This window comes from Pantoea sp. X-Soil-ISGK-355, from assembly GCF_059730805.1.
Genome location: NZ_AP035971.1, coordinates 2,112,653 through 2,138,650, shown reverse-complemented (window position 1 = coordinate 2,138,650; position 25,998 = coordinate 2,112,653). Strand labels below are relative to the sequence as shown.

Below are 25,998 nucleotides of genomic sequence, written 5' to 3'. Positions count from 1 at the left end.
TAACTTTTACAAAAACGCAGGTACTATAAGCTCATCTTCTGGTCACCTACTTCCTGGCAATGAATAAATTCCAAAAAAACGCTCAGGCTTTTCAGCATTCATCCTTTCGTTACCTCTTTTTCGGACGTCTCTTCACCGTACTGGGCAATGGAATTGCTCCCATTGCGCTGGCTTTTGCGGTACTGGATATTGGTGGTTCTGCCTCTGACTTAGGGGTAGTTGTTGCGTCCCGCTCACTGTTCAACGTGCTATTTCTGCTGGTAGGGGGTGTCATTGCCGATCGCTACTCACGCAGCCATGTATTAGTTGTATCGGCGCTGGTTGCCGCTGTTTCTCAGGCTATCGTCGCCTGGTCTGTACTCAATGGTTCAGCAACCGTCATTAGCCTGACTTTGCTGGGTGCCCTGAATGGTGCGGCAGCAGGCATCGCTCTGCCAGCTTCGTCTGCGCTGGTTCCGCAGGTGGTTCCTGCAACGGATTTGCGTCAGGCTAATGCTTTAATTCAGCTGGGGATTTATGGCGGTACGGTAATGGGGGCATCGCTGGGGGGAATTATCACCAGCGCTGTCGGGCCGGGATGGGGACTGGCAATTGATGCGCTGGGTTTTGCCGTTTCCGCGCCGCTCTATTTCCTGATCCGTGTGAAATCGAATAAAGCCGCGGCTTCGCAAGGCAATATCCTGCGTGATATCAAAGAAGGCTGGGCAGAGTTCGCCGGACGAAGCTGGATTTGGTCGATAGTCCTTCAGTTTGCCATTATCAACGTCGCGTTCAATGGAATTGCAGAGGTATTTGGCCCGATGATTGCCGACGCCTCTTTCGGACGGGCGCAGTGGGGGATTATTGTGGCCGCCCATAGCGCGGGTTTAATTGCAGGTTCATTTCTGGCTATGAGATGGCATCCACGTCGTGATCTCTTTATTGGCGCGATGCTGGCAGGTCTTTACGCACTCCCAATACTTATGCTGAGCCAGAATGCGTCAGCAGCACTGCTGATAGCAGGGTTCTTTATTGCTGGCATGTCATTGGGCCTGTTCGGCGTAACCTGGGCGCACGCATTACAGACTCATATTCCACCGGATAAGCTGGCTCGCGTGTACGCTTATGATGCGATGGGTTCCTTTATCGCCATTCCCTTTGGACAACTGGTCGCGGGTCCGCTGGCAACACACTTTGGTATGAGTGCTGTATTGCTGATGTCAGCGCTGGCCGTGGTGATGGCTACCGCTGGCGTCGGTCTGGTTCCTGCCATCAGGCAACCTGAAAAAATGGGGACTAAGTCGCACAACACATAATGGATAGATGGCTCTACGTGAAAAACAGCCCGGTTTATACCGGGTTGTTAATTCACAAGGACGAGAAAAATCATAGGTTGGGGTGGCGTAAATTAACTCTCTGCTTTTATATCGTGCTTCTTCATCATTGCGCGCAACTGATGATAGGTGACGCCTAATAATCCGGCAGCGCGGCGCTGGTTATAACGAGCCTGGTGCAGGCTGGCATCGACCAGATCCCGCTCCTGCTGATTCTGCCATTGACGCAGATCCAGCGGCAGAGCAGGCAGGCCGCCACGCTGCGTCTCCTGACTGAATCGCGGGAGCACAACCGGTTCAGAGCGTGAAGCGAACGGGTTGATAATGACATTATCCAGCGGCAACTCGCTGCTGTTGTGACGATAAACCGAACGCTCGACCACATTTTTTAGCTCGCGAACATTGCCGGGCCAGTGGTAATCAAGCAGGGCCTGCTGCGCTTTAGCGGTAAATCCGGGAAACAGCAACAGGCCAAGCTCGCGGCACATCTGGATGGCAAAATGCTCGGCCATCACCAGAATATCGCTGCGACGTTCGCGCAGAGGCGGCAACTGAACCACATCAAAGGCAAGACGATCCAGCAGATCGGCGCGGAATTTCCCTGCCGCCGCCAGGGCAGGCAAATCTTCGTTGGTGGCGCAGACCAGCCGTACGTTAACCTGCAGGGCATGATTGCCGCCTACGCGCTCCAGCTGCCCGTACTCAATTACTCTGAGCAGTTTTTCCTGCACCAGCATTGGTGCGGTTGCCAGCTCATCCAGAAACAGCGTGCCGCCGTCAGCACGTTCAAAACGTCCCAGATGGCGCTTCTGTGCCCCGGTAAAGGCGCCGGCTTCATGACCAAACAGCTCAGAGTCGAGCAGATTCTCATTCAGCGCGGCGCAGTTCAGTGAGATAAAGGGTCCCTGCCAACGGTCAGAAAGATAGTGCAGTCGGCTGGCGATCAGCTCTTTACCCGTGCCGCGCTCGCCAATCACCATCACCGGTTTCTCAAGGGGAGCCAGTTTTGAAACCTGCTCCAGTACCTCCAGAAAATTATTAGACTCACCCAGCAGATTATCATTAGTGCCTGTCATGATGAATTTCGCCATCCCTTAATCATTTTGACTATCTTAAAACAAGGCGAAAAGGCTGTAAAATTTAAAATTACATTGAAATCAATATGATAAAAAGTTGGCACGCATATTGTATTAATCAGGCAGGGCATCACGTTTTAAAACATTAAAAGAGGAACATCATTATGGGTATTTTTTCTCGTTTCGCTGACATCGTAAATGCCAACATTAATTCCCTGCTGGAGCGTGCGGAAGATCCACAGAAACTGGTCCGCCTGATGATTCAGGAAATGGAAGACACGCTGGTCGAAGTGCGTTCCACCTCTGCCCGGGCGCTGGCTGAAAAGAAACAGCTGTCACGCCGTATTGATCAGGCTGAGCTGCAACAGGCTGACTGGCAGGAAAAAGCGGAGCTGGCGCTGCGCAAAGACAAAGATGATCTGGCGCGTTCGGCGCTGATTGAAAAACAGAAACTCACCGACCTGATCGCCTCCCTGAAACAGGAAGTGGGCCAGGTTGAAGAGACGCTGGAACGCATGAAAGGCGAAATCAGCGAGCTGGAGAAAAAACTGAGCGAGACGCGTGCTCGTCAGCAGGCGTTGACACTGCGTCATCAGGCGGCTTCTTCATCACGCGATGTGCGTCGTCAGCTCGACAGCGGCAAAATCGACGAAGCGATGGCTCGGTTTGAATCTTTTGAACGTCGCATTGACCACATGGAAGCCGAAGCTGAAAGCCACGGTTTTGGTAAACCTAAAACTCTGGACCAGCAGTTTACTGACCTGAAAGCGGATGATGAAATCAGCCAGCAGCTTAATGCGCTGAAAGCCAAAATGAACCGCAGTGAGTAATCATCGACGTTGCGATAAGTGATTAAGGAGAGTCAATGAGCGCACTTTTTCTCGCCATACCGCTAACGATCTTCGTGCTGTTTGTCGCACCGATCTGGTTATGGCTGCATTACAGCAACAAACGCAGCGGCGGTTCGGAACTGTCGCAAAGCGAAATCCAGCGCCTGCAGCGCGTCACGCAGGATGCGCAGCGGATGCGTGAACGTATTGATGCGCTGGAAGCGATTCTGGACGCCGAGCATCCTAACTGGAGGCAGCCATGATGAAAGGTCGTAAATTATGGCGCAAGCCTGATGAAGGCAAGCTGATGGGCGTCTGCGCGGGTCTGGCAGAGTATCTCGACATTCCGGTTCGCCTGCTGCGGGTTATTGTGGTGTTATCGCTGTTCTTTGGACTGTTTGTCTTTACGGTGATCGCCTACTTCGTGCTGGGTTTTGTGCTGGATGAGAAGCCTGCCAATGCCAGTGACGGCGAACGCCAGCCAACCGCCAGCGAGTTGCTGGATCAGCTGGAGAGCACCCTGCAACGGGATGAGCGCAACGTGCGCGACCTGGAGCGCTATGTCACGTCTGAAACCTTCAGCGTACGCAGCCGTTTCCGCCAGATTTGATTATTTTATTCCCGGGCCGTCTTCAGGCCCGTCCGCTCTCTCTATGGAGGTGTTGATGTCTTTTTCGCGATCCACTGCTTTTCGTCACCGCGCGGCACCTGCATTGAAGTCGGCGGCTAAATTCATCATTATCAATGCTGTTACCTACGGTCCTGCTGGTGTGACTGGCTGGGCGGTAAAATCGGTAGCGCGACGCCCGTTACGTCTGTTGCTGGCTGTGGCACTTGAGCCACTGCTGAAACGCGTGATGAACCGGGTGGCATCGCGCTTCATCAGGGAGAACGATGAAAAGACTGCAAACTGAATTAGTGGCGTTGATGAACCGTGGCGTCGATCGCCACCTGCGGCTGGCGGTCACCGGTTTAAGCCGCAGCGGTAAAACCGCCTTTATCACCTCACTGGTTAATCAGCTTTTAACGGTTCACAGCGGCGCACGTTTGCCGCTGTTTTCCGTTGTGCGGGATGAACGCCTGCTGGGCGTGAAACGGGTGCCGCAGCGCGACATGGGCACGGCGCGTTTTACCTACGACGAAGGTCTGGCACAGCTCTACAGCACGCCGCCCGCCTGGCCCACGCCAACCCGCGGCGTCAGCGAAATGCGTCTTGCGCTGCGCTACCGGCCTAATGATTCACTGCTGCGCCATCTGAAAGAGACGGCGACCCTCTATCTTGAGATTGTCGACTATCCCGGCGAATGGCTGCTCGATCTTCCGATGCTGGCGCAGGATTACCTCACCTGGTCCCGACAGATGAACGCTCTGCTGCAGGGCGATCGCGCTGAGTGGGCTAAGTCGTGGCGCGCACTTTGCGAAAAACTCGACCCGTTAGCACCCGCCGATGAAACCCAGCTGGCGGAAATTGCTGCCGCCTGGACCGACTACCTGCATCGCTGTAAAACGGAAGGCTTACACTTTATTCAGCCGGGCCGCTTCGTGCTGCCTGGCGATATGGCAGGCGCGCCCGCGCTGCAGTTCTTCCCCTGGCCGACTTCTGATGAGGCGCAACTGACTAAGCTTGCGCAGGCCGACAAAGGCAGCAACTTCAGCATGTTGCAGCAGCGGTTTAACTACTACTGTCAGCATGTGGTTAAAGGCTTTTATAAAAACCATTTCCTGCGTTTTGATCGCCAGATTGTGCTGGTGGACTGTCTGCAGCCGCTGAACAGCGGACCTCAGGCGTTTAATGATATGCGACTGGCACTTACGCAACTCATGCAGAGTTTTCATTACGGTCAGCGCACCCTGTTCCGCAGGCTGTTCTCACCGGTAATCGACAAATTACTGTTTGCCGCCACCAAGGCGGACCACATTACCAGCGATCAGCATGGCAACATGGTGTCTCTGTTGCAGCAACTGGTGCAGGATGCGTGGCAGAACGCGGCATTTGAAGGCATCAGTATGGATTGCATCGGGCTGGCGTCAGTGCAGGCGACGCAAAGCGGGCTGGTCGATCACCGTGGCGAGAAGATCCCGGCCCTGCGCGGTCATCGACTGACCGATGGCGAGCCGCTCACCGTCTATCCCGGCGAAGTGCCGCCGCGCCTGCCCGGTAACGCTTTCTGGCAGCAGCAGGGTTTTCAGTTTGAACAGTTCCGGCCGCAGCAGCTTGACGTTGATCGTCCGCTGCCGCATATCCGCATGGATGCCGCGCTGGAATTTTTATTGGGAGATAAATTGCGATGAGCGATCCGCTGAAGCCGCGTATCGATTTTGCCCATCCGCTGGATGAGAGCAGCACGACGCCGCTGCGTCCGGCGCAAACCTTTGAAGCAGAAGCGCAGGCTGCGTTTCTGGCGGTGCAGGATGAAGATGCCGCCGTTGAAGAGGAGGGCGCAGGTGAACGGGCGGTAGAAGCCGCGCTGAAGCCTAAGCGGAGCCTGTGGCGCAAAATGGTGACGGCAGGCGCGCTGCTGTTCGGCGTCAGCGTGATGGCGCAGGGTGTACAGTGGACGCACGATGCCTGGCTGGCCCGCGACTGGTTTTCGCTGGGCAGCGGCGTGGCAGGTGGCCTGATCGTCCTGGCCGGTGTGGGCGCGCTGACCACCGAGTGGCGTCGCCTCTATCAGTTGCGTCAGCGCGCAGAGGAGCGGGATGTGGGCCGCGAGCTGCTGCACAGTCATGGTATCGGCAAAGGCCGCGCATTCTGCGAAAAGCTGGCGCTGCAGGCGGAGCTGGATCAGGCGCATCCGGCTCTGCAGCGCTGGCATGCTTCACTGCACGAAACCCACAATGACAGTGAAATTGTCCGTTTATATGCACAGCTGGTGCAGCCAGTGCTGGATCGTCAGGCGCGACGCGAGATCAGCCGTCATGCAGCGGAAGCCACACTGATGATTGCGGTCAGCCCGCTGGCGCTGGTGGATATGGCGTTTATCGCCTGGCGTAATCTGCGGCTGGTCAACCGTATCGCGGCAATCTATGGCATTGAGCTGGGTTACTTCAGCCGCATCCGGCTATTCCGTCTGGTGCTGCTTAATATGGCCTTTGCCGGGGCATCTGAACTGGTGCGGGAAGTGGGTATGGACTGGATGTCGCAGGACATTGCCGCCCGGCTTTCTACGCGGGCCGCGCAGGGTATTGGTGCAGGGTTATTAACCGCAAGACTGGGCATAAAAGCGATGGAGCTTTGCCGTCCATTGCCCTGGCTGGAGCAGGATAAGCCGAGGCTCGGCGACTTTCGTCGTGAGCTGCTGAGCCAGTTAAAAGAGGCGCTGCAGAAGGGCGGCAATAAGTCCGCCTGAACCTTTGGAGGACAATAAAGGCGGCCTTGCCGCCTTTATTATTTAATGCGGCTGACGCAGGACCTGCCGCGAATCGATAGTCAGGCACTCACCCGGACAGGCAGATTCATCAGTGATCACCGGGTCCGCTGGCAGCGTAAAAGCCATCCCATTCTTCTCCCTGATAAAATGCGCCATTCCGGTGAATGTCCATGACATGCTCAGGCCCAGCCCGCCGAAATCATCATATTTACGTAACGTCGCAACCTTCGGCAGGTACTCCCCGGTCAGGCGATAATAGAGTGCGCCCTTAAAATCTTTCGGAACCTGCTGAATGATTGCCTGATCGAGCAGGGCAAACTCTTTGCGAGCCGGAACGGAGTAGCCGTTGATCAGATGGCTTATCGTCAGCGAGCCAGCCGCTATCACCAGCAGCGTATAAAAAGGCTTTTTCCATTTTATCTTTTTGCTGATTTCAAACAGGCCGAGAATAAATGCGCTGGTGGTAATCAATGCACCGGCAATCAACGTGCGGTAAGCAGCCATGCTTTCGCTGACAATCAGATTGGGCAGTGCGGCGATCAGCAGTAAGACGAACATCAGATAAAATTTGTCGTTGCCTGCGGCTTTAATTTTCTTAAGCCCAAAACCAATAATGGTCGCAGAGAGGATCACCGACACCGTTTTTGCACCGAGATCAAAGTTGCAGATAACGTTTTTCAGGTACTCGGTAAAAAACCATTTCAGCTTAACCGGGATGTCGTAGCTGAATGCCGAGCGGGGCAGCGTGTGACCATAAAGCTGAACGGGCAGCACCTTCGAGGCGAGTAGCGCAGCAAACATGCCTGCGCCCAGCACCATCAGTGAGATTAGCGCCTGTTTCTTATCAATTTTCCGCGCGGAAAAGCAAAGGTCCAGCGCAGCAAAGAAGGTAAAGCTCATTGCGACCGGTTGGTAGAGACAGAAAGCGATGGTCAGCAGGCAGAATGCTAACAGCCTGGCTGGGATGCCCGGTTTAATCGACAAACGGTAGCTGGCACCCGCCAGTAAAATCGCAGCGATATAGGGGAAACAGGATGCCCATGCAACGTAAACCTGAAATGAAGGGAGCAGACAAATCAATAATGCAAAAGTGATCCGCTGAGCCTGATTCTCCAGCAGCGCATCTTTCTGACAAAGGGTATAGATGTAATACCCGGTAAAAATGAGCAGAACAAGGGCGACAGAACGCAACAGCGCCAGTCGTTCTACGCTCTCCACCAGAAAAGAAGCACTGTACTGAATAACGCCATACACCGGCCTGCCGGATAACGTGTCCCAGTTTAAGATGCTGAGCTTGTCAGAGTTAGCCCAGTAGAGATTTGTCCAGTCATCGGTATAGGCGTAATGGGTTAAATAAGCGGGGCTATAAGCAATCAGAAAAACGATCGCAATAAGTAAAAAAACCTTACGGTGTGTCAGTACGGTATCAGTGGCGAACATTTTACATCCTTATTAATCAGGCCATCTCTCTGCGCCTGAACGCGCGGTTTAATCCGTGTTCTGAGGCGGGGTTAGTCTGGTCGTCGCGGATTTTCGCAAAATATAGCGAGGCCGGTTTTTGGTTTCCATATAGATGCGGCCAATATATTCACCCAACACACCAATGCCAATAAGCTGAACCCCACCGAGAAAAAGCACAGAAACCAGAATAGAGGGGTAGCCGGGCACCGGATTACCGAACAGCAGTTTATCCACGATCATCCAGAGTCCATACAGAAAGGCCAGCGAGGCCACTAAGAAACCCAGATATGACCAGATGCGTAACGGAACAGTAGAGAATGAGGTCAGTCCCTCAAGCGCAAGATTCCACAGCTTCCAGCCGCCGAATTTACTGCGGCCAGCAATTCGCTCAGTGCGTACATATTCCACGATGTCCGTCTGTCCGCCGACCCAACTCAGAATGCCCTTCATGAAGAGATTTTTCTCGGGCAGCAGCTTAATATTCTCGACCACTTCACGCGACATCAGCCGGAAATCACCGACGTTCTCTTCTATTTGCGGATCGCTGATACTGTTGTGCAGTTTATAAAACCAGTGCGCAGTTTTGCGTTTGAGGTGACCATCGGCACGTCTGTCAATCCGCTTGGCTAACACGATATCAGCGCCCGCCTGCCATTTTCGGATCATGTCGGGAATAATCGCGATCGGATCCTGCAAATCCACATCAATCGGGATAACGGCGTCGCCGGTGGCGGCTTCCAGTCCGGCAAATAGCGCCGGTTCCTTGCCGAAATTACGAATAAATGACAGGCTGCACACCAGTGGATCGCGCTGGCTCAGTTGCGTTATCAGCTTATACGTTGCGTCTGTGCTGCCATCATCGATAAAAACAATCTCAACCTGCCACTCTGCAAGCGCTTCATATTTTCTGACCGCATCATAAAAAAGAGGGATGACCTCCTCTTCATTAAATACCGGCACCACCAAAGAGATTTTCATTATTCTCCTTTGAATACAACAAAGCGGGAAAAAAGAAAGCCACATACCAGACTGATAGCCGATGAGGCAATCAATGTAATAATTGGATAGAGGCCCAACCGGTCAGCCAGATAACCTACGCTGAATGCCATCGCGCCCATAAAAACGAGGTAAAGAATATAACGCCATGCCGTGGCCTGCTGTTTAAAGGTCCAGCGCGCATTAACAAAGAAAGAGAAGGTGACGGCCATGCAAAAAGCAATCAGGTTAGCGGTCGATTGCATGAGACCCATGCTCAGGGCGAGGAAAAAGGTCAGCCAATGAATCAGGGTATTAACCATACCCACAGTCAGATATTTTGCGAAGAAAGTCAGCATTTTAAAATCAATTCTACTCAGTTAAGAAAAATATACCGTAATCAGCCCGCAATCAACAGTCCGGTGCTGACAAAGACTGACATTCAACCGGAAATGATCGTCGACAGCAGGTTAGTACAAAACTCCACCATACGAGCCAGAACTGTCAACATTTCCTGACAGACACCTTTCTGCAGGTGCGCCACATAGCGTATTATTGTTTTATCTGAACCTGATTAAGGCGAACGCAATGCGTCTGGAAGTGTTCTGTCAGGACCGTATCGGTCTGACGCGTGAACTGCTTGACCTGCTGGTGGCACGCAACATTGATTTACGCGGTATCGAAATCACGGCACTGGGCCGCATCTACCTGAACTTTTCTGCACTGGAATTTGACGCCTTCAGTAATCTGATGGCGGAAATCCGCCGTACACCCGGCGTAACAGATGTGCGCACGGTGACGTACATGCCCTCTGAACGGGAGCATCGCGCGCTGAGTGCGCTGCTGGTGGCGATGCCAGATCCGGTCTTCTCTATCGATCTGAAAAGCAAGGTTGAACTGGCGAATCCCGCTGCTCAGAACCTGTTTAATCTCGATGAAGAGAAGATGCGCAACTTTAGCGCCGGTCATCTGATTAACGGCTTTAATTTCCTGCGCTGGCTCGAGAGCGATCGTGTTGAGGCGCAGGCCCAGCATGTCGTCATTGAGGGGCGTGATTTTCTGATGGAGGCACGTCCCATCTACCTGCCGGGTGAAGAGGGCCAGAGCGACAGGCCGGTTGGGGCGATGGTGATGCTGAAGTCGACAGCCCGTATGGGCCGCCAGTTGCAGAATCTGGTGGTTACCGACGAATCGGAGTTTGACCATATCATTGCCGTCACGCCGAAGATGCGTCAGGTGGTCGATCAGGCACGTAAACTGGCGATGCTTGATGCGCCGCTACTGATTGTTGGCGACACCGGGACCGGGAAAGATATGCTGGCACGCGCCTGTCATCTGCGCAGTGCCCGCGGGAAAAATCCTTTCCTGGCGCTGAACTGTGCCTCTCTGCCCGACGACGTGGCGGAAAGCGAGCTGTTTGGTCATGCTGCCGGCGCTTATCCGAATGCGCTGGAAGGCAAAAAAGGCTTTTTTGAGCAGGCCAATGGCGGCTCGGTTCTGCTGGATGAAATTGGCGAGATGTCGCCAAGAATGCAGACCAAGCTGCTACGTTTTCTTAATGACGGTACTTTCCGTCGCGTCGGCGAAGAGCATGAAGTGCATGTCAATGTGCGGGTGATTTGCGCCACACAGAAGAACCTGATTGAACTGGTGCAGCGGGGCGAGTTCCGCGAAGATCTCTTTTATCGTCTCAATGTGCTGACGCTGCAACTGCCGCCGCTGCGCGATCGTCCACAGGACATTCTGCCACTGACTGAGATGTTTGTGGCCCGCTTCGCGGATGAGCAGGGAATGGCGCGTCCGCGTCTCTCGCCACAGCTCAATGCGTTTCTGACCCGTTATGCCTGGCCTGGCAACGTGCGTCAGTTGAAAAACGCGCTGTATCGGGCATTAACCCAGCTGGAAGGTTACGAGCTGCGTCCGCAGGATATCGTGTTGCCCGAACAGGCGCTGGATGTGTCACTCGGAGATGAAGCCCTGGAAGGGACACTGGATCAGATCACCAGCCGTTTCGAACGTTCGATTCTGACGCGGCTTTATCTCTCTTATCCCAGTACCCGAAAGCTGGCAAAACGGCTGGGTGTTTCGCACACCGCGATTGCCAATAAGCTGCGGGAATATGGTCTGGGGCAGAAGCGTACCGAAAGCGAATAAGCTTTTCAGTTCCTCTTAGCAGACTCATGGCGAATCTGGCAGTCATAGATTAACTCAACGCGAAGCGTTGGCCCGTCTACGGGCGCACCTCAGGGATGAGGTGCGTAGTAACAACGCCGGGAGCGTTTTTGAACAACGCGAAGCGTTGGCCCGTCTACGGGCGCACCTCAGGGATGAGGTGCGTAATTGTGCGGGCCGGGCGGTCATGGATGACAGATTTTGCGTCTCTCCGATCTGACCCAATTTTCTGTGCAGGCGCGTTCTGACAGCTAATCGAGCCAGACATTATCTGTAACATCGGCGAATAACCTGGCTATCCGCTTTTTGTATTACTTCAACGCGGCCAGCGCAGCGTCGTAATCAGGCTCAGTAGTGATTTCATCAACCAGCTGGCTGTAGAGCACTTTATCGTTCTCATCCAGCACGATCACCGCACGAGCAGTCAGACCTTCCAGCGCACCATCGGCAATTTCCACGCCATAATCATACTTAAACTCTGAGCCGCGCAGCGTCGACAGGGTCACTACGTTGCTCAGGTTTTCTGCGCCACAGAAACGTGACTGGGCAAACGGCAGATCCGCTGAAATACACAGCACCACCGTATTATTCAGTTCACTCGCGGCCTGATTGAATTTGCGCACTGATGAAGCACAGACGCCGGTATCAACACTCGGGAAAATGTTCAGAATCTTGCGTTTTCCTGCATACTCAGAGAGCGCAACGTTGACCAGATTTTTAGCGACCAGCGTAAAAGCTTTAGCTTTATCGCCAGCCTGAGGAAACTGACCAGCAACTGGTACGGCGTTACCCTGAAAATGAACAGTCTGAGACATAGTGATTCCTTTTGATGAGAAAAAACATCCAACACAAAACGGCTAAAGATAGCCGTTGTTTATGACATAAATGTTAAGGGTTTACGAGTTCAATTGTTGAATTTAACGTGGCGGGCTGCCACTGCGTCCTGCATTCTGGAGTGGAAATGAGAACGGTAAAAAGTTACCCCGAAGCCTGGCCATTGCATACGCCGTTTGTCATTGCCCGTGGAACGCGAACCGAAGTTAAAGTGGTGGTGGTTGAAATTGAGGAAGACGGCGTCAAAGGCGTCGGAGAAGCGACCCCTTATGCGCGCTACGGTGAAAGCGAGGCGTCAGTACTGGCGCAAATCGCCACGCTGCTGCCTGCGCTGCAACAGGGCATGACGCGCGAAGCACTGCAACAGGCACTGCCTGCTGGTGCCGCGCGCAACGCCATTGACAGCGCCCTGTGGGATTTGGCCGCACATCAGCAGCAGAGCAGCCTCTGGCAGCTTAGCGGCGTTACCGCGCCTGAGGATGTGGTCACCGCACAGACCGTCAGTATCGATACCCCGGAAGCGATGGCCAGCAGCGCGCTGGCGCTGTGGCAGCATGGTGCAACGCTGCTGAAGGTTAAGCTTGACGATAATTTCATCACCGAACGGCTGATGGCGATCCGCGCCGCCGTGCCGGACGCGACCCTGATTGTGGATGCGAATGAGTCATGGCACGCCGAAGGCCTGGCAGCACGCTGTCAGCTACTGGCCGATATCAATGTGGCGATGCTTGAGCAGCCACTGCCCGCGGATGAGGATGCGGCACTGGAGAATTTTATCCATCCGTTACCGATCTGCGCTGATGAGAGCTGTCATACCCGCGAAAGCCTGGCGGCACTACGAGGCCGTTATGAGATGGTCAACATTAAACTGGATAAAACGGGTGGACTAACCGAGGCGCTGGCACTGGCCGATGCGGCTCAGCAGCAGGGCTTTACGGTGATGCTGGGCTGCATGCTCTGCACCTCGCGGGCGATACGTGCTGCGTTGCCGCTGGTGCCGCAGACCCGCTTCGCCGATCTTGACGGGCCAACCTGGCTGGCGGCCGATGCAGAACCGGCGATCAACGTGCGCAACGGTCAACTGATTATTGCTGCCAGCGCAGCAGGTTGACCATCATCTCAAGGTAAGTCTCTGTGGCTTCATCCACGGAAATCACCGGCATTTCAGCGGTGACGCAGGGCAGACTGAGATCGTGACACCAGCTGCCGAATGAGCCTGGCGTGTCATAGCCGACGCTGCTGACTCGGGGAAGGCGGGTGTGGCTGGCCAGCCAGCCGCCTATATCCACCTGATGCGGATCGTCAATGCAGCCCAGCGGTTCATGCCATGAGACGATCCAGCACGGCTTAAGCTGATGAATCAGAGCACAGAGTGCCTGGGTTTCCGGTTCCGAACCCGGATGCGTACCGGTTGAGAGCGCCACATCACGCGCATCGGCCGCGCTGTTCCAGCGATATACCGTCTCGCCTGATCGCCAGTTTGCGGCGGGGAAGTTACGGTTGAGATCGACGCCATTTGCGTTAGCGCGCAGCCCAAGCTGGCAGCCATCCGGATTGACCGCTAATACCACATGGTGCCGACGCATGCCGTCGGGCAGCGTGCGTAATGCGGCAGAGAGCGTCGCGATGGCCGCATTCTCATCACCGTGGGTGCCGGCAAGGATCAGACCGCTGTCGGGATCGCCCAATGGGGCCGGAAACCACAGCAGCGGTGCGCCCAGCACAGAGCGGCCATACTGCTGATAGGGAACGTCAAGTTTGCCCCGCAGGGGTCGCGGATGGAGTGGTGACATACTCATTTCCTCAAAGGATTTTACTCAAAGTAGCGGAAAAGCCGTGTGCGGAAAATAGCTATTTATCTGTCAGCCATTTGCGCTAAAGTGCCCTGCACAAGCTGTATCAGCAACAGACTGATGCAGCACTTCTTTGGGGTAAAGGAGTGATGATGGTTAAGACCTTTCGCATGACGCTGGCAGCAATCAGTCTGAGCAGTGTTATCACACCCGCTATCGCGGCGAATCCACCCGCTGGCGCACAGCTGGCTGAACAGCAGCAGATCGTTCGCCACATTAAAGATGAACCCGCTTCACTTGATCCGCTTAAAGCAGTCGGACTGCCGGAAATTCAGGTGATTCGCGATCTGTTTGAAGGCCTGACCAATCAGGATGCGCAGGGCAAAATTGTGCCGGGCGTGGCGCAGAGCTGGAGCAGTAGCGACAACAAAACCTGGGTCTTCACCCTGCGCAATAACGCGCGCTGGTCAAACGGCGATCAGGTTACCGCACAGGACTTTGTCTCCAGCTGGCAGCGCCTGGTCGCTCCTGAAAACAGTTCGCCCTTTGCCTGGTTCGCGGGTTTAAGCGGCATTGAAAATGCGGCAGCCATTACCAAAGGCGAAATGACGCCCGATAAGCTGGGTGTGGTCGCTCAGGGTAAAACGCAGCTGAAAGTGACGCTGGATCGTCCGGTGCCGTGGTTCCCGGCGCTGGTGGCTAACGTCGCGCTCTTCCCGGTTCCTCAGAAGACGATTGCGCAGGAGGGCGACAGCTGGACGGCACCCGGCAAACTGGTGGGCAACGGTGCCTATCAGCTCAGTGAGCGGGCCGTAAATGAAAAAATCGTCCTGACCCGTAATCCGGACTACTGGGATGATGCGCATTCGGTGCTGACAAAAGTGACCTTTGTCCCGATCAATGAAGAGTCGAGCGCCACTAAGCGCTATCGCGCAAATGATGTCGATATCACCGAATCCTTCCCTAAAAATATGTATGCGATGTTGAAAAAAACATTGCCGGGTGAGGTCTACACACCTGACCAGTTAGGCACCTATTACTATGCTTTTAACACGCAGAAGGGGCCGACTGCCGATGTGCGGGTCCGCAAAGCGCTTTCATGGTCTATCGATCGCAAAGTCATTGCTGAAAAAGTGCTGGGCACCGGTGAGAAGCCGGCGTGGCACTTTACACCAGATGTAACAGCAGGCTTTAAGCCATTGCCCACTTTCATGCAGCAGCACGATCAGAACACCCTGAACGCGCAGGCGAAAGCGCTGCTCGCCGCCGCCGGTTATGGCCCCGCTAAGCCGCTCAAACTTAAGTTGCTCTACAACACCTCTGAGAGTCATCAGAAAATTGCGATTGCTGTGGCCTCGATGTGGAAAAAGAACCTCGGGGTAGATGTCACGCTGGAGAATCAGGAGTGGAAAACCTATATCGACAGCCGTAATAGCGGGAACTTTGATGTGATTCGTGCTTCGTGGGTGGGTGACTACAATGAGCCATCTACCTTCCTGAATCTTCTGACCTCAGGCAACAGCAGTAATATTTCGCGTTTCAGCAACGCGGATTATGATGCGGCCATCGCCAAAGCCAGCAAAGAGACAAATGACCAGGCGCGCAACAGCGACTACAACCGGGCGGAGCAGATCCTGGCTGAACAGACGCCCATTGCCCCTATCTATCAGTACACTAATGGCCGCCTGATTAAACCCTGGGTCAAAGGCTACCCCATCACCAATCCTGAAGACGTCGCCTACAGCCGTGAACTCTGGATTGAAAAGCACTAAGCCTGTCATGGCCGGTTTTCCGGCCATCGGCTGACATCTTTCTACACAGCCCGGAGATTGCAACTCAACGCCGTCACGCTAGACTGTATCATATTGATTTTAGTAGAGAGGCGACGGAGTGGACGTTATTGAAGGAAAAGCATTACAGGTTTCAGATGCCATCATTTCCTGCCAGCTGGATGGCAAGGGGGGAATGATCCCGATTGCTGAAGATGAAGTCATCCAGTGTGAGCAGCCCTGCTGGCTGCATCTGAACTATACCCATCGCAAGAGCGCCGAATGGCTGCAGTCCACGCCACAAATCCCCGATGCTGTGCGTGACGCGTTAGCGGGCGACAGCATGCGTCCCCGCGTGAGCAGGCTGGGCGACGGATTTATGATTGTGCTGCGCAGCGTTAACCACAACACCGATGCACGTCGCGACCAGCTGGTGGTCATGCGGGTGTTTATCAACGATAAGCTCATCGTCTCCACCCGCCGGCGCAAAGTTTCTGCCGTCGATGAAGTGCTCACCGATTTGCAAAACGGCAATGGCCCGATTGACTGCGGCAGCTGGCTGGTGGATGTCTGTGATGCGCTGACCGATCACACCAGCGAATTTATTGAAGAGTTACATGACAAAATTATCGAGCTGGAGGATGCGCTGCTCGATCAGCGGATGCCCGCGCGCGGCGAGCTGGGCCTGCTACGCAAACAGCTGATTGTGATGCGGCGTTATATGGCCCCTCAGCGCGATGTCTATGCCAGGCTGGCCAGTGAAAAACTGGCCTGGATGGATGACAGTGAACGCCGCCGGATGCAGGAAATTGCCGACCGTCTGGGGCGCGGGCTGGATGATCTGGATGCAGGCGTGGCGCGCACTGCGATTCTGGCTGATGAGGTCGCCTCTGCGATGGCGGAGTCGATGAACCGCCGCACCTATACCATGTCACTGATGGCGATGATCTTTCTGCCCGCCACGTTCCTGACCGGCCTGTTTGGTGTCAATCTGGGCGGCATTCCGGGCGGCGAATGGAAATATGGTTTTTCAATCTTCTGTCTGCTGCTGGTGGCACTGGCAGTAGGGGTCGCAGGTTATCTGCGTAAACGGCACTGGCTCTGATGCGACAAAGGTAATGCGGCAATCCCGCTATGTGGGCTGAAAATCCCGTTAAGCGAACAAAAGCTGATCGACATCAAGAACCCATTGTCGCTGCTGACGCAAACTCTCTCCCGCAGGTGAATGCAACGTCAAGCGATGGGCGTTGCGCTCCATATTGTCTTACTTCCATATTTAGAATTGATGCATAGCACATTTAATTCGAAACATGCCGGCCAGTGTGCCGGCTTTTTTTTGTCTGCCTGGCTGTAACGCCGTTCCTTATCTAAGCTTAAAGTCCATTCGCAAGAAAAGGAGTACGGCATGAGCGCGATTCTTAACAGCGAGCCGATCCCCACGGATCCAGTCCCGATTCCTGAGCCAATTCCCCAGCCGCAACCGCAGCCTGATCCACCAACCGATCCGGAATTTCCGCCGATAATGGATCCACCGCCACATCGCAACATATAAAAAAGGGCGTGCTGCCTGCAGCACGCCCTTAATCTTTTCCGGACTTATTTAATCTGTAGTACATCCAGACGCACGCTGATATCGGGTGCATCGTCTTCATCGACCCGCCAGCCGACAGGCTGTGATGGCAGCGTTTCCCGGTCAAAGGCGAGATCGCCGCCATCAACGACTGCATCGCCATGTTTGATGCCTTTAAAATCGAACAGATTGACATCGGCCAGGTGCGACGGCACCACGTTTTGCATCGCGCTGAACATGGTTTCGATGCGGCCAGGATAGCGCTTATCCCAGTCACGCAGCATATCGGCTACCACCTGACGCTGCAGGTTCGGCTGAGAACCGCAAAGGTTGCACGGGATAATCGGGAACTGACGTGCTTCGGAGAAACGAATGATATCTTTCTCACGGCAGTAGGCCAGTGGACGGATCACAATCTGCTTACCATCGTCGCTCATCAGCTTTGGCGGCATCCCTTTCAGTTTTCCACCGTAGAACATATTCAGGAACAGCGTCTGCAGGATGTCATCGCGATGGTGGCCCAGCGCAATTTTAGTACAACCGAGTTCTGTCGCGACGCGATAGAGAATGCCACGGCGCAGGCGCGAGCAGAGTGAGCAGGTGGTTTTGCCCTCAGGTACCTTATCTTTGACGATGGAGTAGGTATCTTCTTCGACAATCCGGTACTCAACACCCTGCGACTCAAGATATTGCGGCAGGATGTGCTCAGGGAAGCCCGGCTGTTTCTGGTCGAGATTGACGGCAATCAGGCTGAAGTTGACCGGTGCGCTTTTTTGCAGACTGCGTAAAATTTCCAGCATGGTGTAGCTGTCTTTACCGCCCGACAGGCAGACCATGATGCGGTCACCTTCTTCAATCATATTAAAATCTGCAATCGCTTCGCCGACATTACGACGCAAACGCTTCTGCAGTTTATTCAGGTTGTACTGTTCTTTCTTGTCAACCGTTTGATTATCTTGCATTTTTACCTATCTCAAAAACCAGAAAGCGTAGCTAAAGGGCAAATTGATGCACGCCCAGCCGGTCACTTCACTGTGATGTTACGAATATGCAGCGTATGGTACGGATTGTTGCCGCGAAAGCCAGCCCGGAGTGAAGTAATCAGCGGATAATCGCCGTCAGAGTCAAAGGCCGCGTGACCCGTCTGGGCAATCATTGTCGGAATGCGGTGCTGAGCAAGCGCGTGAGGATAGAGGGCAGGCTTTGCTTCGTCGTGAGCAAACGGAAAGCGTTCAGCTGCGCGATGTCAGCTGACGGGCACATCTTTCCACTGACAATCAATTTCATCACTGTGCGTTGAGCAGGACGGCGGTGATGACGGGTAAGCATCAGTCCGCGCATGATCTCTTTTAACCGCACAGCCTGTGGCCATAAAAATGACAGAGATAATTAAAAAAATTTTCATCAGCACTACCGAATTAATAAAAAACACAGCATGCGCTGCCATGACTCAATCGGGACTAAATAGATTTCGGGTTGTATTGTTATGATTTGATGTACATCAAAAGAAATGTTTTCATTAAATTATCAGAGAGTCAGATATTAATCGCTGCTTTCGTTTTTCAGGTGATAATCTTAAAAAAGGGCGCTGTTGAATGTGCGTTGACCCGTTGGGTTTATAATAATAAATTCAGACGTACTGGCGTGTTATGCATCTCATTAAAACGGTGGTTTTATCATCTCTTCGCACGCACTAAAAAGTGATTTTTTAATAAATCTGGTGATGTTAAGGACATCCGATAAGCAGATTTCGCAAGAGCGGGTGTTTACGTTTTATGCTTAAATGCGTTTACGCAGACTCTCTTATAAAGTGAACTGTCGGTTCGCACATTTCGTCAATACAGACTGCCTGTGAAGCCGTTTAATGTCGGGCTATCAATGTGAATAACAAATGAATCAATATTTAATGTCTATGAGGCATCCCGATAAAAATCGTAAAATAAAAAAGTACGGCACCAGATTTATTGTGACGCTGATACTCTTTTTACTTTGCTATGTTGCGGTTATGTATTGCGGTGTTCTGCTGCTGGTCAACCGGCATGGCTTACTCCATTTTATGCTGCACTGAATTCAGCCGCAGGCCTTAAAAATCCAGCGATAAGCATGATGTAAAAAATGCCTGAGTACTTCCAGAATATCTTCCGCACTTTCTTCAGCCAGACATTGTCCGGTCTCCAGCGCGTTATTAACCGAGTTCCGATGATCCAGTATCATCATGATCCCCGCAGCACCCGCAATCAGTGTAAAAATCAGCAAGATTAATGCTGGCTGGTAATTTTTGCGCGAAGCAGCAGGCAGGGTGTCTTCAGAATGGTCAGAGTCTTGGCGCATTTGTCCCCGGGTAAAATGATTACATTGATAAACAATAACGGATTATGCCATTAATTATCGGCACGCACTATGTCTCAGGTCAGTCAGTCAGCTTCTTTACAGGATAGCCAGATGTGCGGTCAGCCAGATTTGGATAGGGGAGTGCAGAAGGCGCTGGCTGCTACTCACCGCCTTCTGCGATGTCCGGATGCCTGCAGGGAGACATCGGGTATGAGCGGCTTTTGTGGCGGAATCACATCATTTCCAGCGACTGAACGCCCTTGATCTCCATAACCTTATCATAAAGGTACGCATCGTTTGATTTGCGGGAAAGCGTCACCTGGACACTGAGTTCACAAAGACCGCTCTCTTCATCACGATTAATCACCGTCACATTGCCGTAGCGTATGCCTTCCCGCTGCATGACCAGCAATACCAGCGGCACGCTTTTAGGCTTAAGAAAAACCAGCAGTGTATGGTGTTTGCCGATTAAAAGATGACTGAGGCGGCGAAACACTTCCAGCACGACCAGCGCCAGCACCGTGCCATAGATGCCGATCTCATACATGCCGCTGCCGATTACCAGACCAATCGCTGCCGTTACCCACAGGCCGGCCGCCGTGGTTAAACCCTTCACCACCTGCTTCTGGATCATAATGGTGCCCGCGCCAAGAAAGCCCATTCCGCTGACCACCTGAGCGGCAATACGGCTGGGGTCCAGTGCTACGTGGTCGCTGCTGAGCATGTCGGCGAAGCCATATTTCGACACCAGCATAAACATGGCACTGCCGATACCGACCAGAATATGCGTACGTAATCCCGCTTCTTTAGCCCGCATCTGCCGCTCCAGGCCTATCAGGCCGCCGAGAATACCGGCCAGCGCTATGCGAATTAACATATCCATTAACATGGGTTTACTCCGAATTAATATGGGCTGAAAAAGGGTGGCAGTTCAGTGATAACAGGTAAACAAGATAATTCTGCTTGCAAATGACGCTGCAGAATTTTGTAAAAAGCTGTTTCACCTCTCGACCCCTTGTGCTGCCTGACATATGCTGAGCCAGCCTTTTACCTCAATTCCCGGAGTCCGACTGATGAAAGCAGCCACCTTTTTGCTGGCCGGTGCCGCGCTATTACTCTCTGCCTGTAGCAGCAACAGTGATGATAACGAGCCACCGCAACAAGCCACCGCCGCCCATATCCAGCCACGGGTGGTGATGTCTTCCCTGGCAGAAAGCACCTGTTCGAATGCAGGCGGAACGCTGGCATTTTCGCATCAGCTGGATGGCTCGCGCGTGGGAATGTGTCAGTTAGTGAATGGACGCCGCTGTGATGAGCAGGCGTTGATTGGCGGGAATTGCGCGCGCTGATGAACGGGCCGGATTTCTCCGGCCCGCGCAGTCACACCGAGAACAGTCAGGCTGAGAGTCGGTTCGGGCAGTTTTCACCCCGATCGAGCTGGCTGAGATTACTCAGCGTCGTTTCAGAAATGGCGGTCAGCGCTTCTGCGGTTAAAAACGCCTGATGGCCAGTGAACAAAACGTTATGGCACGCTGACAGACGACGGAATACGTCGTCCTGAATCACATCATTCGACTTATCTTCAAAGAACAGATCGCGTTCATTCTCGTAGACATCCATGCCAAGCGCGCCGATTTTCTGCTGTTTTAGCGCGTCAATGGCCGCCTGTGAATCAATCAGACCACCGCGACTGGTATTGATAATCATGACGCCATCGCGCATCTGTTTAAACGCGTCGGCGTTAAGCAGATGATGATTCTCCGGCGTCAGCGGGCAGTGCAACGTGATGACGTGGGATTCAGCGAACAGCGTCTTCAGATCGACATATTCCGCGCCCAGCTCCAGTGCCTGTTCGCTTGGGTAAGGATCAAACGCCAGCAACCGCATACCAAAACCTTTCAGAATGCGCATCGTCGCAATCCCGATTTTACCGGTGCCGATAACGCCCGCAGTTTTGTTGTGCATATTGAAGCCGGTCAGCCCATCGAGCGAAAAGTTCGCGTCACGGGTACGCTGATAAGCGCGATGAATACGGCGGTTCAGGGTCATCATCAGGCCGATCGTATGTTCAGCCACCGCTTCTGGTGAGTAGGCTGGAACCCGGACGACTTCCAGACCCAGCTCTTTCGCCGCAGCCAGATCGACATTATTGAAACCGGCACAGCGCAGCGCGATGTATTTCACACCCAGTCCGGCCAGTTCTTCCAGTACCGGACGGCTGCCGTCATCGTTGACAAAGATGCAGACGGCATCGCAACCCACAGCGGTTTTAGCCGTGCTTTCAGAGAGTAAAAAGTCATAAAACACCAGTTCAAAGCCGAACTGCTGATTGACCTGCTCAAGGTATTTCTGATCGTAATGTTTAGTGCTGTAAACCGCGATCTTCATTGTTATGCTCCTGCAGAGTGATAAACCAAGGATAACGTTTTCTGACCGACTTTGCTGAAACTGCTGATTTGCGCCTGGCGCAGGCCTTCACCTCTGGCAGATTACATGCCATCATCGTTGTCAGGATATTGTAAGGAAAAGGATTATGGCTTTTATGCCACGGATTTTCCGGCGACGGCTGGCGGCCATTCTGGCGGTTATCCTGCTTCTGCTCGGCCTGATCTTAACTGTGACGCAATGGCTGCCGCGGCTGGCCGGCATCTGGCTGCCTGACGGGACGCGCATTGCGTTGTCAGGCGCACCCCGCTGGCGTGAAGGTGGCCTGTGGTTACCTCAGATCCGTTATCTCGCTGGCGATTGCTCACTGGCCACCGTAAAGGCGGTGTCACTGGGCTGGCATCAGTCACGCTGGAAACTCAATGCTGAAGCGCTGACGCTGGATAGCGCCTGCCTGCAACAATTACCTGCCAGTAACAGTACGGCTGCGCCCAAAACGCTGGCCGAATGGCAGGCAATGCTGCCTGGCGCCGACGTTCATCTGGGCAAATTAATCGTTATGCCGTGGCAGACGTATGCGGGCGCGCTGGATCTGACGCTGGAAAAAGATCGCCAGCAACTCAGTTACCAGGGCGATAATCTGCAGCTGGCGGCCACGCTGACCGGTCAGCAGCTCGCTATCCGTCGCCTGACGCTCACCCATCCTGCACTGCCTGACCCCGTCACGCTGAGTGGTCATCTGGCGTTACCCACCTTTGCCACTGATCTGCCGGTGAACGGCGATGTGACCGGACAGCTGGCGCTGGACGCGCTGCCGCATCCCCTGAAGCTGACGCTTAACTGGCAGCAGCAGCAGGGCGAGCTACGCGTGGCAATGGCCGAAGTGACCAGGTCGCTTCTCAGACTGCCGTGGCAGATCAGCCGCGATCAGATTCGGATTGAAAAGGGCGAATACTTCTGGCCGCTGAAGGCTCAGCCGCTATCAGGGTTTGTTAACCTGACGCTGGATAACTGGCAGTCTGGCCTTGAAAGTAGCCAGATTAGCGGTCGCGTTAACCTGCTGACCCAGGGACGCGGCGGCAAGGGCAACGTGGTGCTCGGCGTCGGTCCTGGTAACCTCAGCCTGACCAACAGCAACCTTCCCTTTCAGTTGACCGGTGAAAGCAAACTGGCCGATCTGCAACTTTATGGCTCGATTCCTGGTGTGCTCAGTGGATCGCTACTCGATCCTCAGCTGGTGCTGCAACCTAAATCGCTGCTGCGTCTGCGCGGTCGGCTGCTGTCAACGCTGGAAGTGGACGAGGCGCGCTGGCCGCTGGCGGGTGTGCGGCTCTCCTCACAGGGCATTGATGGTCGCCTGCAGGCGATTCTCAACGCACACGATGCCAGTTTTGGCCGCTTCCGGCTGCATCTCGATGGTCGCGCCACAGACTTCTGGCCCGATAAGGGCGAATGGAACTGGCGCTACTGGGGCGGAGGCGAGATGCTGCCGCTGCAGGCGCGCTGGGATGTTAAAGGAACCGGTGGCTGGCACGATACGCTGATCCATCTTGACACCCTGTCTGCCGGCTTTAATCAGCTGGCGTACGGCAGCGTCAACATAGCAAAACCGCGTCTGACGCTGACTGCACCGGTAGACTGGCAGCGTGATGCGGCGCATCCGGCGTTCAATGGGCATTTCCGCCTGCAGGCAGGAGAGACCCGCTTCAGCTATGGCGGACATCTGGCAGATTCCATGCTCGACTTTGAGGCTAAAGGTCGTGATCCCGGCTATTTCCTCTGGCGGGGCGAGTTAAAAGCGGGCAAGGTCGGCCCGCTGCGTGTGAATGGTCGCTGGGACGGCGAACGGTTACGCGGCCAGGCCTGGTGGCCCGCTCAGTCGCTGACAGTATTTCAGCCACTGCTCAGCCCCGACATGAAAATGCAGATTCAGGGCGGCAGTCTGCAGGCACAGGTCGCTTTTTCCGCCGCCAGCGATCAGGGCTTCCAGGCCGGAGGCCACTGGACGGTCAGACAGGGCAGCGTCTGGACGCCTGACAGCCAGGTGAACGGTATCGACTTCTCGCTGCCGTTCCGATTTCATGATCAGCAGTGGCAGTTTGGGCAGCACGGCCCGGTATCACTGCGCATTGCCGAGGTTAAGAACCAGTTTGCGATGCAGAACATTCGCGCCGACCTGCAGGGGAACTGGCCATGGTCTGAACAGGCGCCGCTGACGCTGCAGGATGTCAGCCTCGATCTGCTGGGCGGACAAATCACGCTGCCATCCCTGCGTATGCCTCAGCATGAGCCAGCCCGGGTGTCGCTGCGTCAAATCAGCCTCAGCGAACTTGTCACGGCGCTGAAGCCTAAACAGTTCGCCATGTCGGGCAAGGTTAACGGTGAGCTTCCGCTGTGGCTCAATAACCCACGCTGGCTGGTGGAGAAAGGGTGGATTGCCAACAGCGGTCCGCTGACCTTCCGGCTGGATAAAGATATGGCAGATGCCATTACCGGCAATAACGTGGCGACGGGCGCCGCGCTGGACTGGTTACGCTATATGGAAGTCTCCCGCAGCTGGGCCACGATCAATCTGGATAATCTTGGCGACCTCACTATGGAGGCGCAGGTGCAGGGCGTGAGCCCGTTCAGTAACCGTCGTCAGACGGTTAATCTCAACTATCATCATCAGGAAAACCTGTTTCAGCTCTGGCGCAGCCTGCGCTTTGGCGATAATTTGCAATCCTGGTTAGAGCAACATGCGACTTTGCCATCGAACAAGGACACTTCACCATGAGCCTGAGGGCACTACTGGTTCTGGCAGCCGGACTGCTGAGCATCGGCTGCGTGCCGCGCATTGAAGTCACGGCACCCAAAGATCCCATCACCATCAATATGAACGTGAAAATCGAACATGAGATCCACATCAAAGTCGATAAAGATGTGGAAGCGTTACTGAAAAACCAGAGCGGTCTGTTCTGAGGAGAGCAACGATGAAACGCATAAGCGCGGCGCTGTTCCTCGTCCTGGCGATAGCTCAGCCTGCCTGGGCACTGACGCTCGATGAGGCGCGGCAATCGGGCCGGGCAGGTGAAACGCTTTCCGGCTATCTGGCGGCACGTTCGCAGGACAGTGAAACGCTGGCGCTGGTGCAGCGGATTAATGCCGGACGTCAGCAGGAGTATCAGCGGCTGGCAGAGCAGAATAATCTCTCTACGGCTGACATCGCCAGTATTGCCGGACAGAAGCTGGTGGGCCGTGCGGCAGCGGGAGAATATGTGCGCGGCATTAACGGTCAGTGGCTGAGAAAAGTGGCACAGAGCAGTCAGTAACCGGCGAAAAAAAACCGGGCGCATGGCCCGGTCTTTTACAGCGTCATCCTGAGATGAGTGAGACTTATGCCGTCACGATCTGCTTGATAGCGTCTTTCGCTTCAGCGGTCGCTTTGCTGGCCACTTCAGGACCGTAAGCGATGCCTTCAGCAAACACGAACTCAACGTCAGTGATGCCGATGAAGCCCAGGAACAGCTTAACGTATGGGGTAAGAAGATCGGTTGGGGTATCTTTATGAATGCCGCCACGGCTGGAGATCACCACGGCCTTTTTGCCTTTAACCAGACCTTCCGGACCTGCTTCGGTGTAGCGGAACGTCACGCCAGCACGGGCAATCAGGTCGAAATAGTTTTTCAGCTGCGTCGGGATGTTGAAGTTGTACATTGGCGCGGCAATCACCACTTCATCATGAGCCTGCAGTTCTGCAATCAGTTCATCGGACAGGTCCAGTGCTTCCTGCTGACGTGGTGACAGTGGCGCTTCGGATGGGCGCATTGCACCCACTAACTCACCATCCAGAACCGGAATCGGGTTAGCGGCCAGATCACGTACAGTGACTTCTTTACCCTGTGCCTTTGCCTGTTCAACGTAGAAGTCAGCGAGCTGGCTTGACTGTGAGTAGCCTGCAAGGATGCTTGATTTCAGAACTAAAACTTTGGTCATGGTGGTTTCCTGTCTGTTACGCGGAAGACTTTCCGCTCAATGGTTTACACTCTACGGTTATCAATGGCGCGGTGAAAGCGCAATATTTCGAGACCCATGTTCGAATTTATTGAATAAGCGTAACCGGGGCCAGCCGCCGGAAC

General features: G+C 54.2%; 27 protein-coding genes. 16 read left to right on the top strand and 11 right to left on the bottom strand.

Annotated features, from left to right (window positions below):
- Positions 1–59: 59 nt before the first annotated feature.
- Positions 60–1,295, top strand: coding sequence for an MFS transporter (locus AC6I8J_RS09890; RefSeq protein WP_497825324.1), 1,236 nt, complete (start codon positions 60–62; stop codon positions 1,293–1,295).
- A 92-nt stretch (positions 1,296–1,387) separates the two neighbouring features.
- Here AC6I8J_RS09890 and pspF read toward each other — a convergent pair whose 3' ends face one another.
- Positions 1,388–2,389 (bottom strand): phage shock protein operon transcriptional activator, encoded by a 1,002-nt coding sequence (gene pspF / locus AC6I8J_RS09885; protein ID WP_161735239.1) that lies wholly within the window; start codon positions 2,387–2,389, stop codon positions 1,388–1,390.
- Between the two features lie 164 nt (positions 2,390–2,553).
- Here pspF and pspA point away from each other — a divergent pair, with 164 nt between their 5' ends.
- Genes pspA through AC6I8J_RS09855 form a run of 6 tightly spaced genes read left to right on the top strand, consistent with a single transcriptional unit; the run spans position 2,554 to position 6,569 of the window.
- Positions 2,554–3,219: a phage shock protein PspA gene (gene pspA, locus AC6I8J_RS09880; RefSeq protein ID WP_161735236.1), complete on the top strand. Its 666-nt coding sequence runs from the start codon at positions 2,554–2,556 to the stop codon at positions 3,217–3,219.
- A gap of 35 nt (positions 3,220–3,254) precedes the next feature.
- Positions 3,255–3,482 (top strand): envelope stress response membrane protein PspB, encoded by a 228-nt coding sequence (gene pspB / locus AC6I8J_RS09875; protein WP_161735233.1) that lies wholly within the window; start codon positions 3,255–3,257, stop codon positions 3,480–3,482.
- Positions 3,479–3,829, top strand: coding sequence for an envelope stress response membrane protein PspC (pspC, locus tag AC6I8J_RS09870; RefSeq protein WP_013357981.1), 351 nt, complete (start codon positions 3,479–3,481; stop codon positions 3,827–3,829). The genes pspB and pspC overlap by 4 nt, the downstream gene beginning before the upstream one ends.
- 55 nt (positions 3,830–3,884) lie before the next feature.
- Entirely contained in the window at positions 3,885–4,133 is a 249-nt protein-coding gene (gene pspD / locus AC6I8J_RS09865; RefSeq protein ID WP_003853796.1) for a phage shock protein PspD, read from the top strand.
- Positions 4,114–5,511, top strand: coding sequence for a YcjX family GTP-binding protein (locus AC6I8J_RS09860; RefSeq protein WP_222925428.1), 1,398 nt, complete (start codon positions 4,114–4,116; stop codon positions 5,509–5,511). The genes pspD and AC6I8J_RS09860 overlap by 20 nt, the downstream gene beginning before the upstream one ends.
- On the top strand, positions 5,508–6,569 hold the full coding sequence (locus AC6I8J_RS09855; RefSeq protein ID WP_260058269.1) for a YcjF family protein: 1,062 nt from the start codon (positions 5,508–5,510) through the stop codon (positions 6,567–6,569). Before AC6I8J_RS09860 ends, AC6I8J_RS09855 begins: the two co-directional genes overlap by 4 nt.
- 42 nt (positions 6,570–6,611) lie before the next feature.
- Here the strand turns inward: AC6I8J_RS09855 and AC6I8J_RS09850 are convergent, their stop codons facing one another.
- The 3 genes from AC6I8J_RS09850 to AC6I8J_RS09840 are packed head-to-tail and all read right to left on the bottom strand — an operon-like array spanning position 6,612 to position 9,385.
- Positions 6,612–8,030, bottom strand: coding sequence for a hypothetical protein (locus AC6I8J_RS09850; protein WP_497825323.1), 1,419 nt, complete (start codon positions 8,028–8,030; stop codon positions 6,612–6,614).
- A gap of 48 nt (positions 8,031–8,078) precedes the next feature.
- Complete coding sequence (locus AC6I8J_RS09845; RefSeq protein WP_161735221.1) at positions 8,079–9,029, bottom strand: glycosyltransferase family 2 protein; 951 nt, start codon at positions 9,027–9,029, stop codon at positions 8,079–8,081.
- Positions 9,029–9,385, bottom strand: coding sequence for a GtrA family protein (locus tag AC6I8J_RS09840; protein WP_253418714.1), 357 nt, complete (start codon positions 9,383–9,385; stop codon positions 9,029–9,031). The genes AC6I8J_RS09845 and AC6I8J_RS09840 overlap by 1 nt, the downstream gene beginning before the upstream one ends.
- Positions 9,386–9,614: 229 nt before the next feature.
- Between AC6I8J_RS09840 and tyrR the strand changes: the two genes are divergently transcribed.
- Complete coding sequence (gene tyrR, locus AC6I8J_RS09835; RefSeq protein WP_161735216.1) at positions 9,615–11,180, top strand: transcriptional regulator TyrR; 1,566 nt, start codon at positions 9,615–9,617, stop codon at positions 11,178–11,180.
- Positions 11,181–11,509: 329 nt separating this feature from the next.
- Here tyrR and tpx read toward each other — a convergent pair whose 3' ends face one another.
- Positions 11,510–12,013 (bottom strand): thiol peroxidase, encoded by a 504-nt coding sequence (tpx, locus tag AC6I8J_RS09830; protein WP_161735213.1) that lies wholly within the window; start codon positions 12,011–12,013, stop codon positions 11,510–11,512.
- 146 nt (positions 12,014–12,159) lie between these two features.
- Between tpx and ycjG the strand changes: the two genes are divergently transcribed.
- Complete coding sequence (gene ycjG, locus AC6I8J_RS09825; RefSeq protein WP_161735210.1) at positions 12,160–13,143, top strand: L-Ala-D/L-Glu epimerase; 984 nt, start codon at positions 12,160–12,162, stop codon at positions 13,141–13,143.
- Here ycjG and mpaA read toward each other — a convergent pair.
- Positions 13,118–13,825 (bottom strand): murein tripeptide amidase MpaA, encoded by a 708-nt coding sequence (mpaA, locus tag AC6I8J_RS09820; RefSeq protein WP_222925433.1) that lies wholly within the window; start codon positions 13,823–13,825, stop codon positions 13,118–13,120. The two genes, ycjG and mpaA, sit on opposite strands and share 26 nt — an antisense overlap.
- 152 nt (positions 13,826–13,977) lie before the next feature.
- Between mpaA and AC6I8J_RS09815 the strand changes: the two genes are divergently transcribed.
- The 3 genes from AC6I8J_RS09815 to ynaL all read left to right on the top strand — a co-directional run bounded on the left by AC6I8J_RS09815 (position 13,978) and on the right by ynaL (position 17,146).
- Positions 13,978–15,597, top strand: coding sequence for a peptide ABC transporter substrate-binding protein (locus AC6I8J_RS09815; protein WP_497825641.1), 1,620 nt, complete (start codon positions 13,978–13,980; stop codon positions 15,595–15,597).
- 118 nt (positions 15,598–15,715) lie between these two features.
- Complete coding sequence (gene zntB / locus AC6I8J_RS09810; RefSeq protein ID WP_161735206.1) at positions 15,716–16,699, top strand: zinc transporter ZntB; 984 nt, start codon at positions 15,716–15,718, stop codon at positions 16,697–16,699.
- Positions 16,700–16,999: 300 nt separating this feature from the next.
- The gene (gene ynaL / locus AC6I8J_RS09805; RefSeq protein ID WP_272926957.1) at positions 17,000–17,146 is read left to right on the top strand and encodes a proline-rich small protein YnaL; all 147 of its coding nucleotides are present in this window, start codon (positions 17,000–17,002) and stop codon (positions 17,144–17,146) included.
- A gap of 44 nt (positions 17,147–17,190) precedes the next feature.
- Here the strand turns inward: ynaL and ttcA are convergent, their stop codons facing one another.
- The 3 genes from ttcA to AC6I8J_RS09790 all read right to left on the bottom strand — a co-directional run bounded on the left by ttcA (position 17,191) and on the right by AC6I8J_RS09790 (position 20,384).
- Positions 17,191–18,126 carry a tRNA 2-thiocytidine(32) synthetase TtcA gene (gene ttcA, locus AC6I8J_RS09800; protein WP_161735202.1) on the bottom strand — a complete coding sequence of 312 codons (936 nt, stop codon included), beginning with the start codon at positions 18,124–18,126 and terminating at the stop codon, positions 17,191–17,193.
- A 1,108-nt stretch (positions 18,127–19,234) separates the two neighbouring features.
- Positions 19,235–19,495, bottom strand: coding sequence for a hypothetical protein (locus AC6I8J_RS09795; protein WP_497825322.1), 261 nt, complete (start codon positions 19,493–19,495; stop codon positions 19,235–19,237).
- Positions 19,496–19,727: 232 nt separating this feature from the next.
- Complete coding sequence (locus tag AC6I8J_RS09790; protein ID WP_150010231.1) at positions 19,728–20,384, bottom strand: MgtC/SapB family protein; 657 nt, start codon at positions 20,382–20,384, stop codon at positions 19,728–19,730.
- A gap of 184 nt (positions 20,385–20,568) precedes the next feature.
- On the opposite strand from AC6I8J_RS09790, the gene AC6I8J_RS09785 reads away from it, so the two are divergent.
- The gene (locus tag AC6I8J_RS09785) at positions 20,569–20,844 is read left to right on the top strand and encodes a putative hemolysin (protein WP_003853763.1); all 276 of its coding nucleotides are present in this window, start codon (positions 20,569–20,571) and stop codon (positions 20,842–20,844) included.
- A 46-nt stretch (positions 20,845–20,890) separates the two neighbouring features.
- On the opposite strand, the gene AC6I8J_RS09780 is transcribed toward AC6I8J_RS09785, so the two are convergent.
- A complete protein-coding gene (locus AC6I8J_RS09780; protein ID WP_161735199.1) occupies positions 20,891–21,883 on the bottom strand; it encodes a 2-hydroxyacid dehydrogenase in 993 nt (330 codons plus the stop codon).
- 145 nt (positions 21,884–22,028) lie between these two features.
- On the opposite strand from AC6I8J_RS09780, the gene AC6I8J_RS09775 reads away from it, so the two are divergent.
- Genes AC6I8J_RS09775 through AC6I8J_RS09765 form a run of 3 tightly spaced genes read left to right on the top strand, consistent with a single transcriptional unit; the run spans position 22,029 to position 25,191 of the window.
- On the top strand, positions 22,029–24,656 hold the full coding sequence (locus tag AC6I8J_RS09775; protein WP_497825321.1) for a YdbH family protein: 2,628 nt from the start codon (positions 22,029–22,031) through the stop codon (positions 24,654–24,656).
- Positions 24,653–24,841 carry a YnbE family lipoprotein gene (locus AC6I8J_RS09770; protein WP_009090058.1) on the top strand — a complete coding sequence of 63 codons (189 nt, stop codon included), beginning with the start codon at positions 24,653–24,655 and terminating at the stop codon, positions 24,839–24,841. The genes AC6I8J_RS09775 and AC6I8J_RS09770 overlap by 4 nt, the downstream gene beginning before the upstream one ends.
- An 11-nt stretch (positions 24,842–24,852) precedes the next feature.
- Complete coding sequence (locus tag AC6I8J_RS09765) at positions 24,853–25,191, top strand: YdbL family probable chaperone protein (RefSeq protein WP_253418707.1); 339 nt, start codon at positions 24,853–24,855, stop codon at positions 25,189–25,191.
- A gap of 64 nt (positions 25,192–25,255) precedes the next feature.
- Here AC6I8J_RS09765 and AC6I8J_RS09760 read toward each other — a convergent pair whose 3' ends face one another.
- Positions 25,256–25,855 (bottom strand): FMN-dependent NADH-azoreductase, encoded by a 600-nt coding sequence (locus AC6I8J_RS09760; RefSeq protein ID WP_161735191.1) that lies wholly within the window; start codon positions 25,853–25,855, stop codon positions 25,256–25,258.
- Positions 25,856–25,998: the final 143 nt, after the last annotated feature.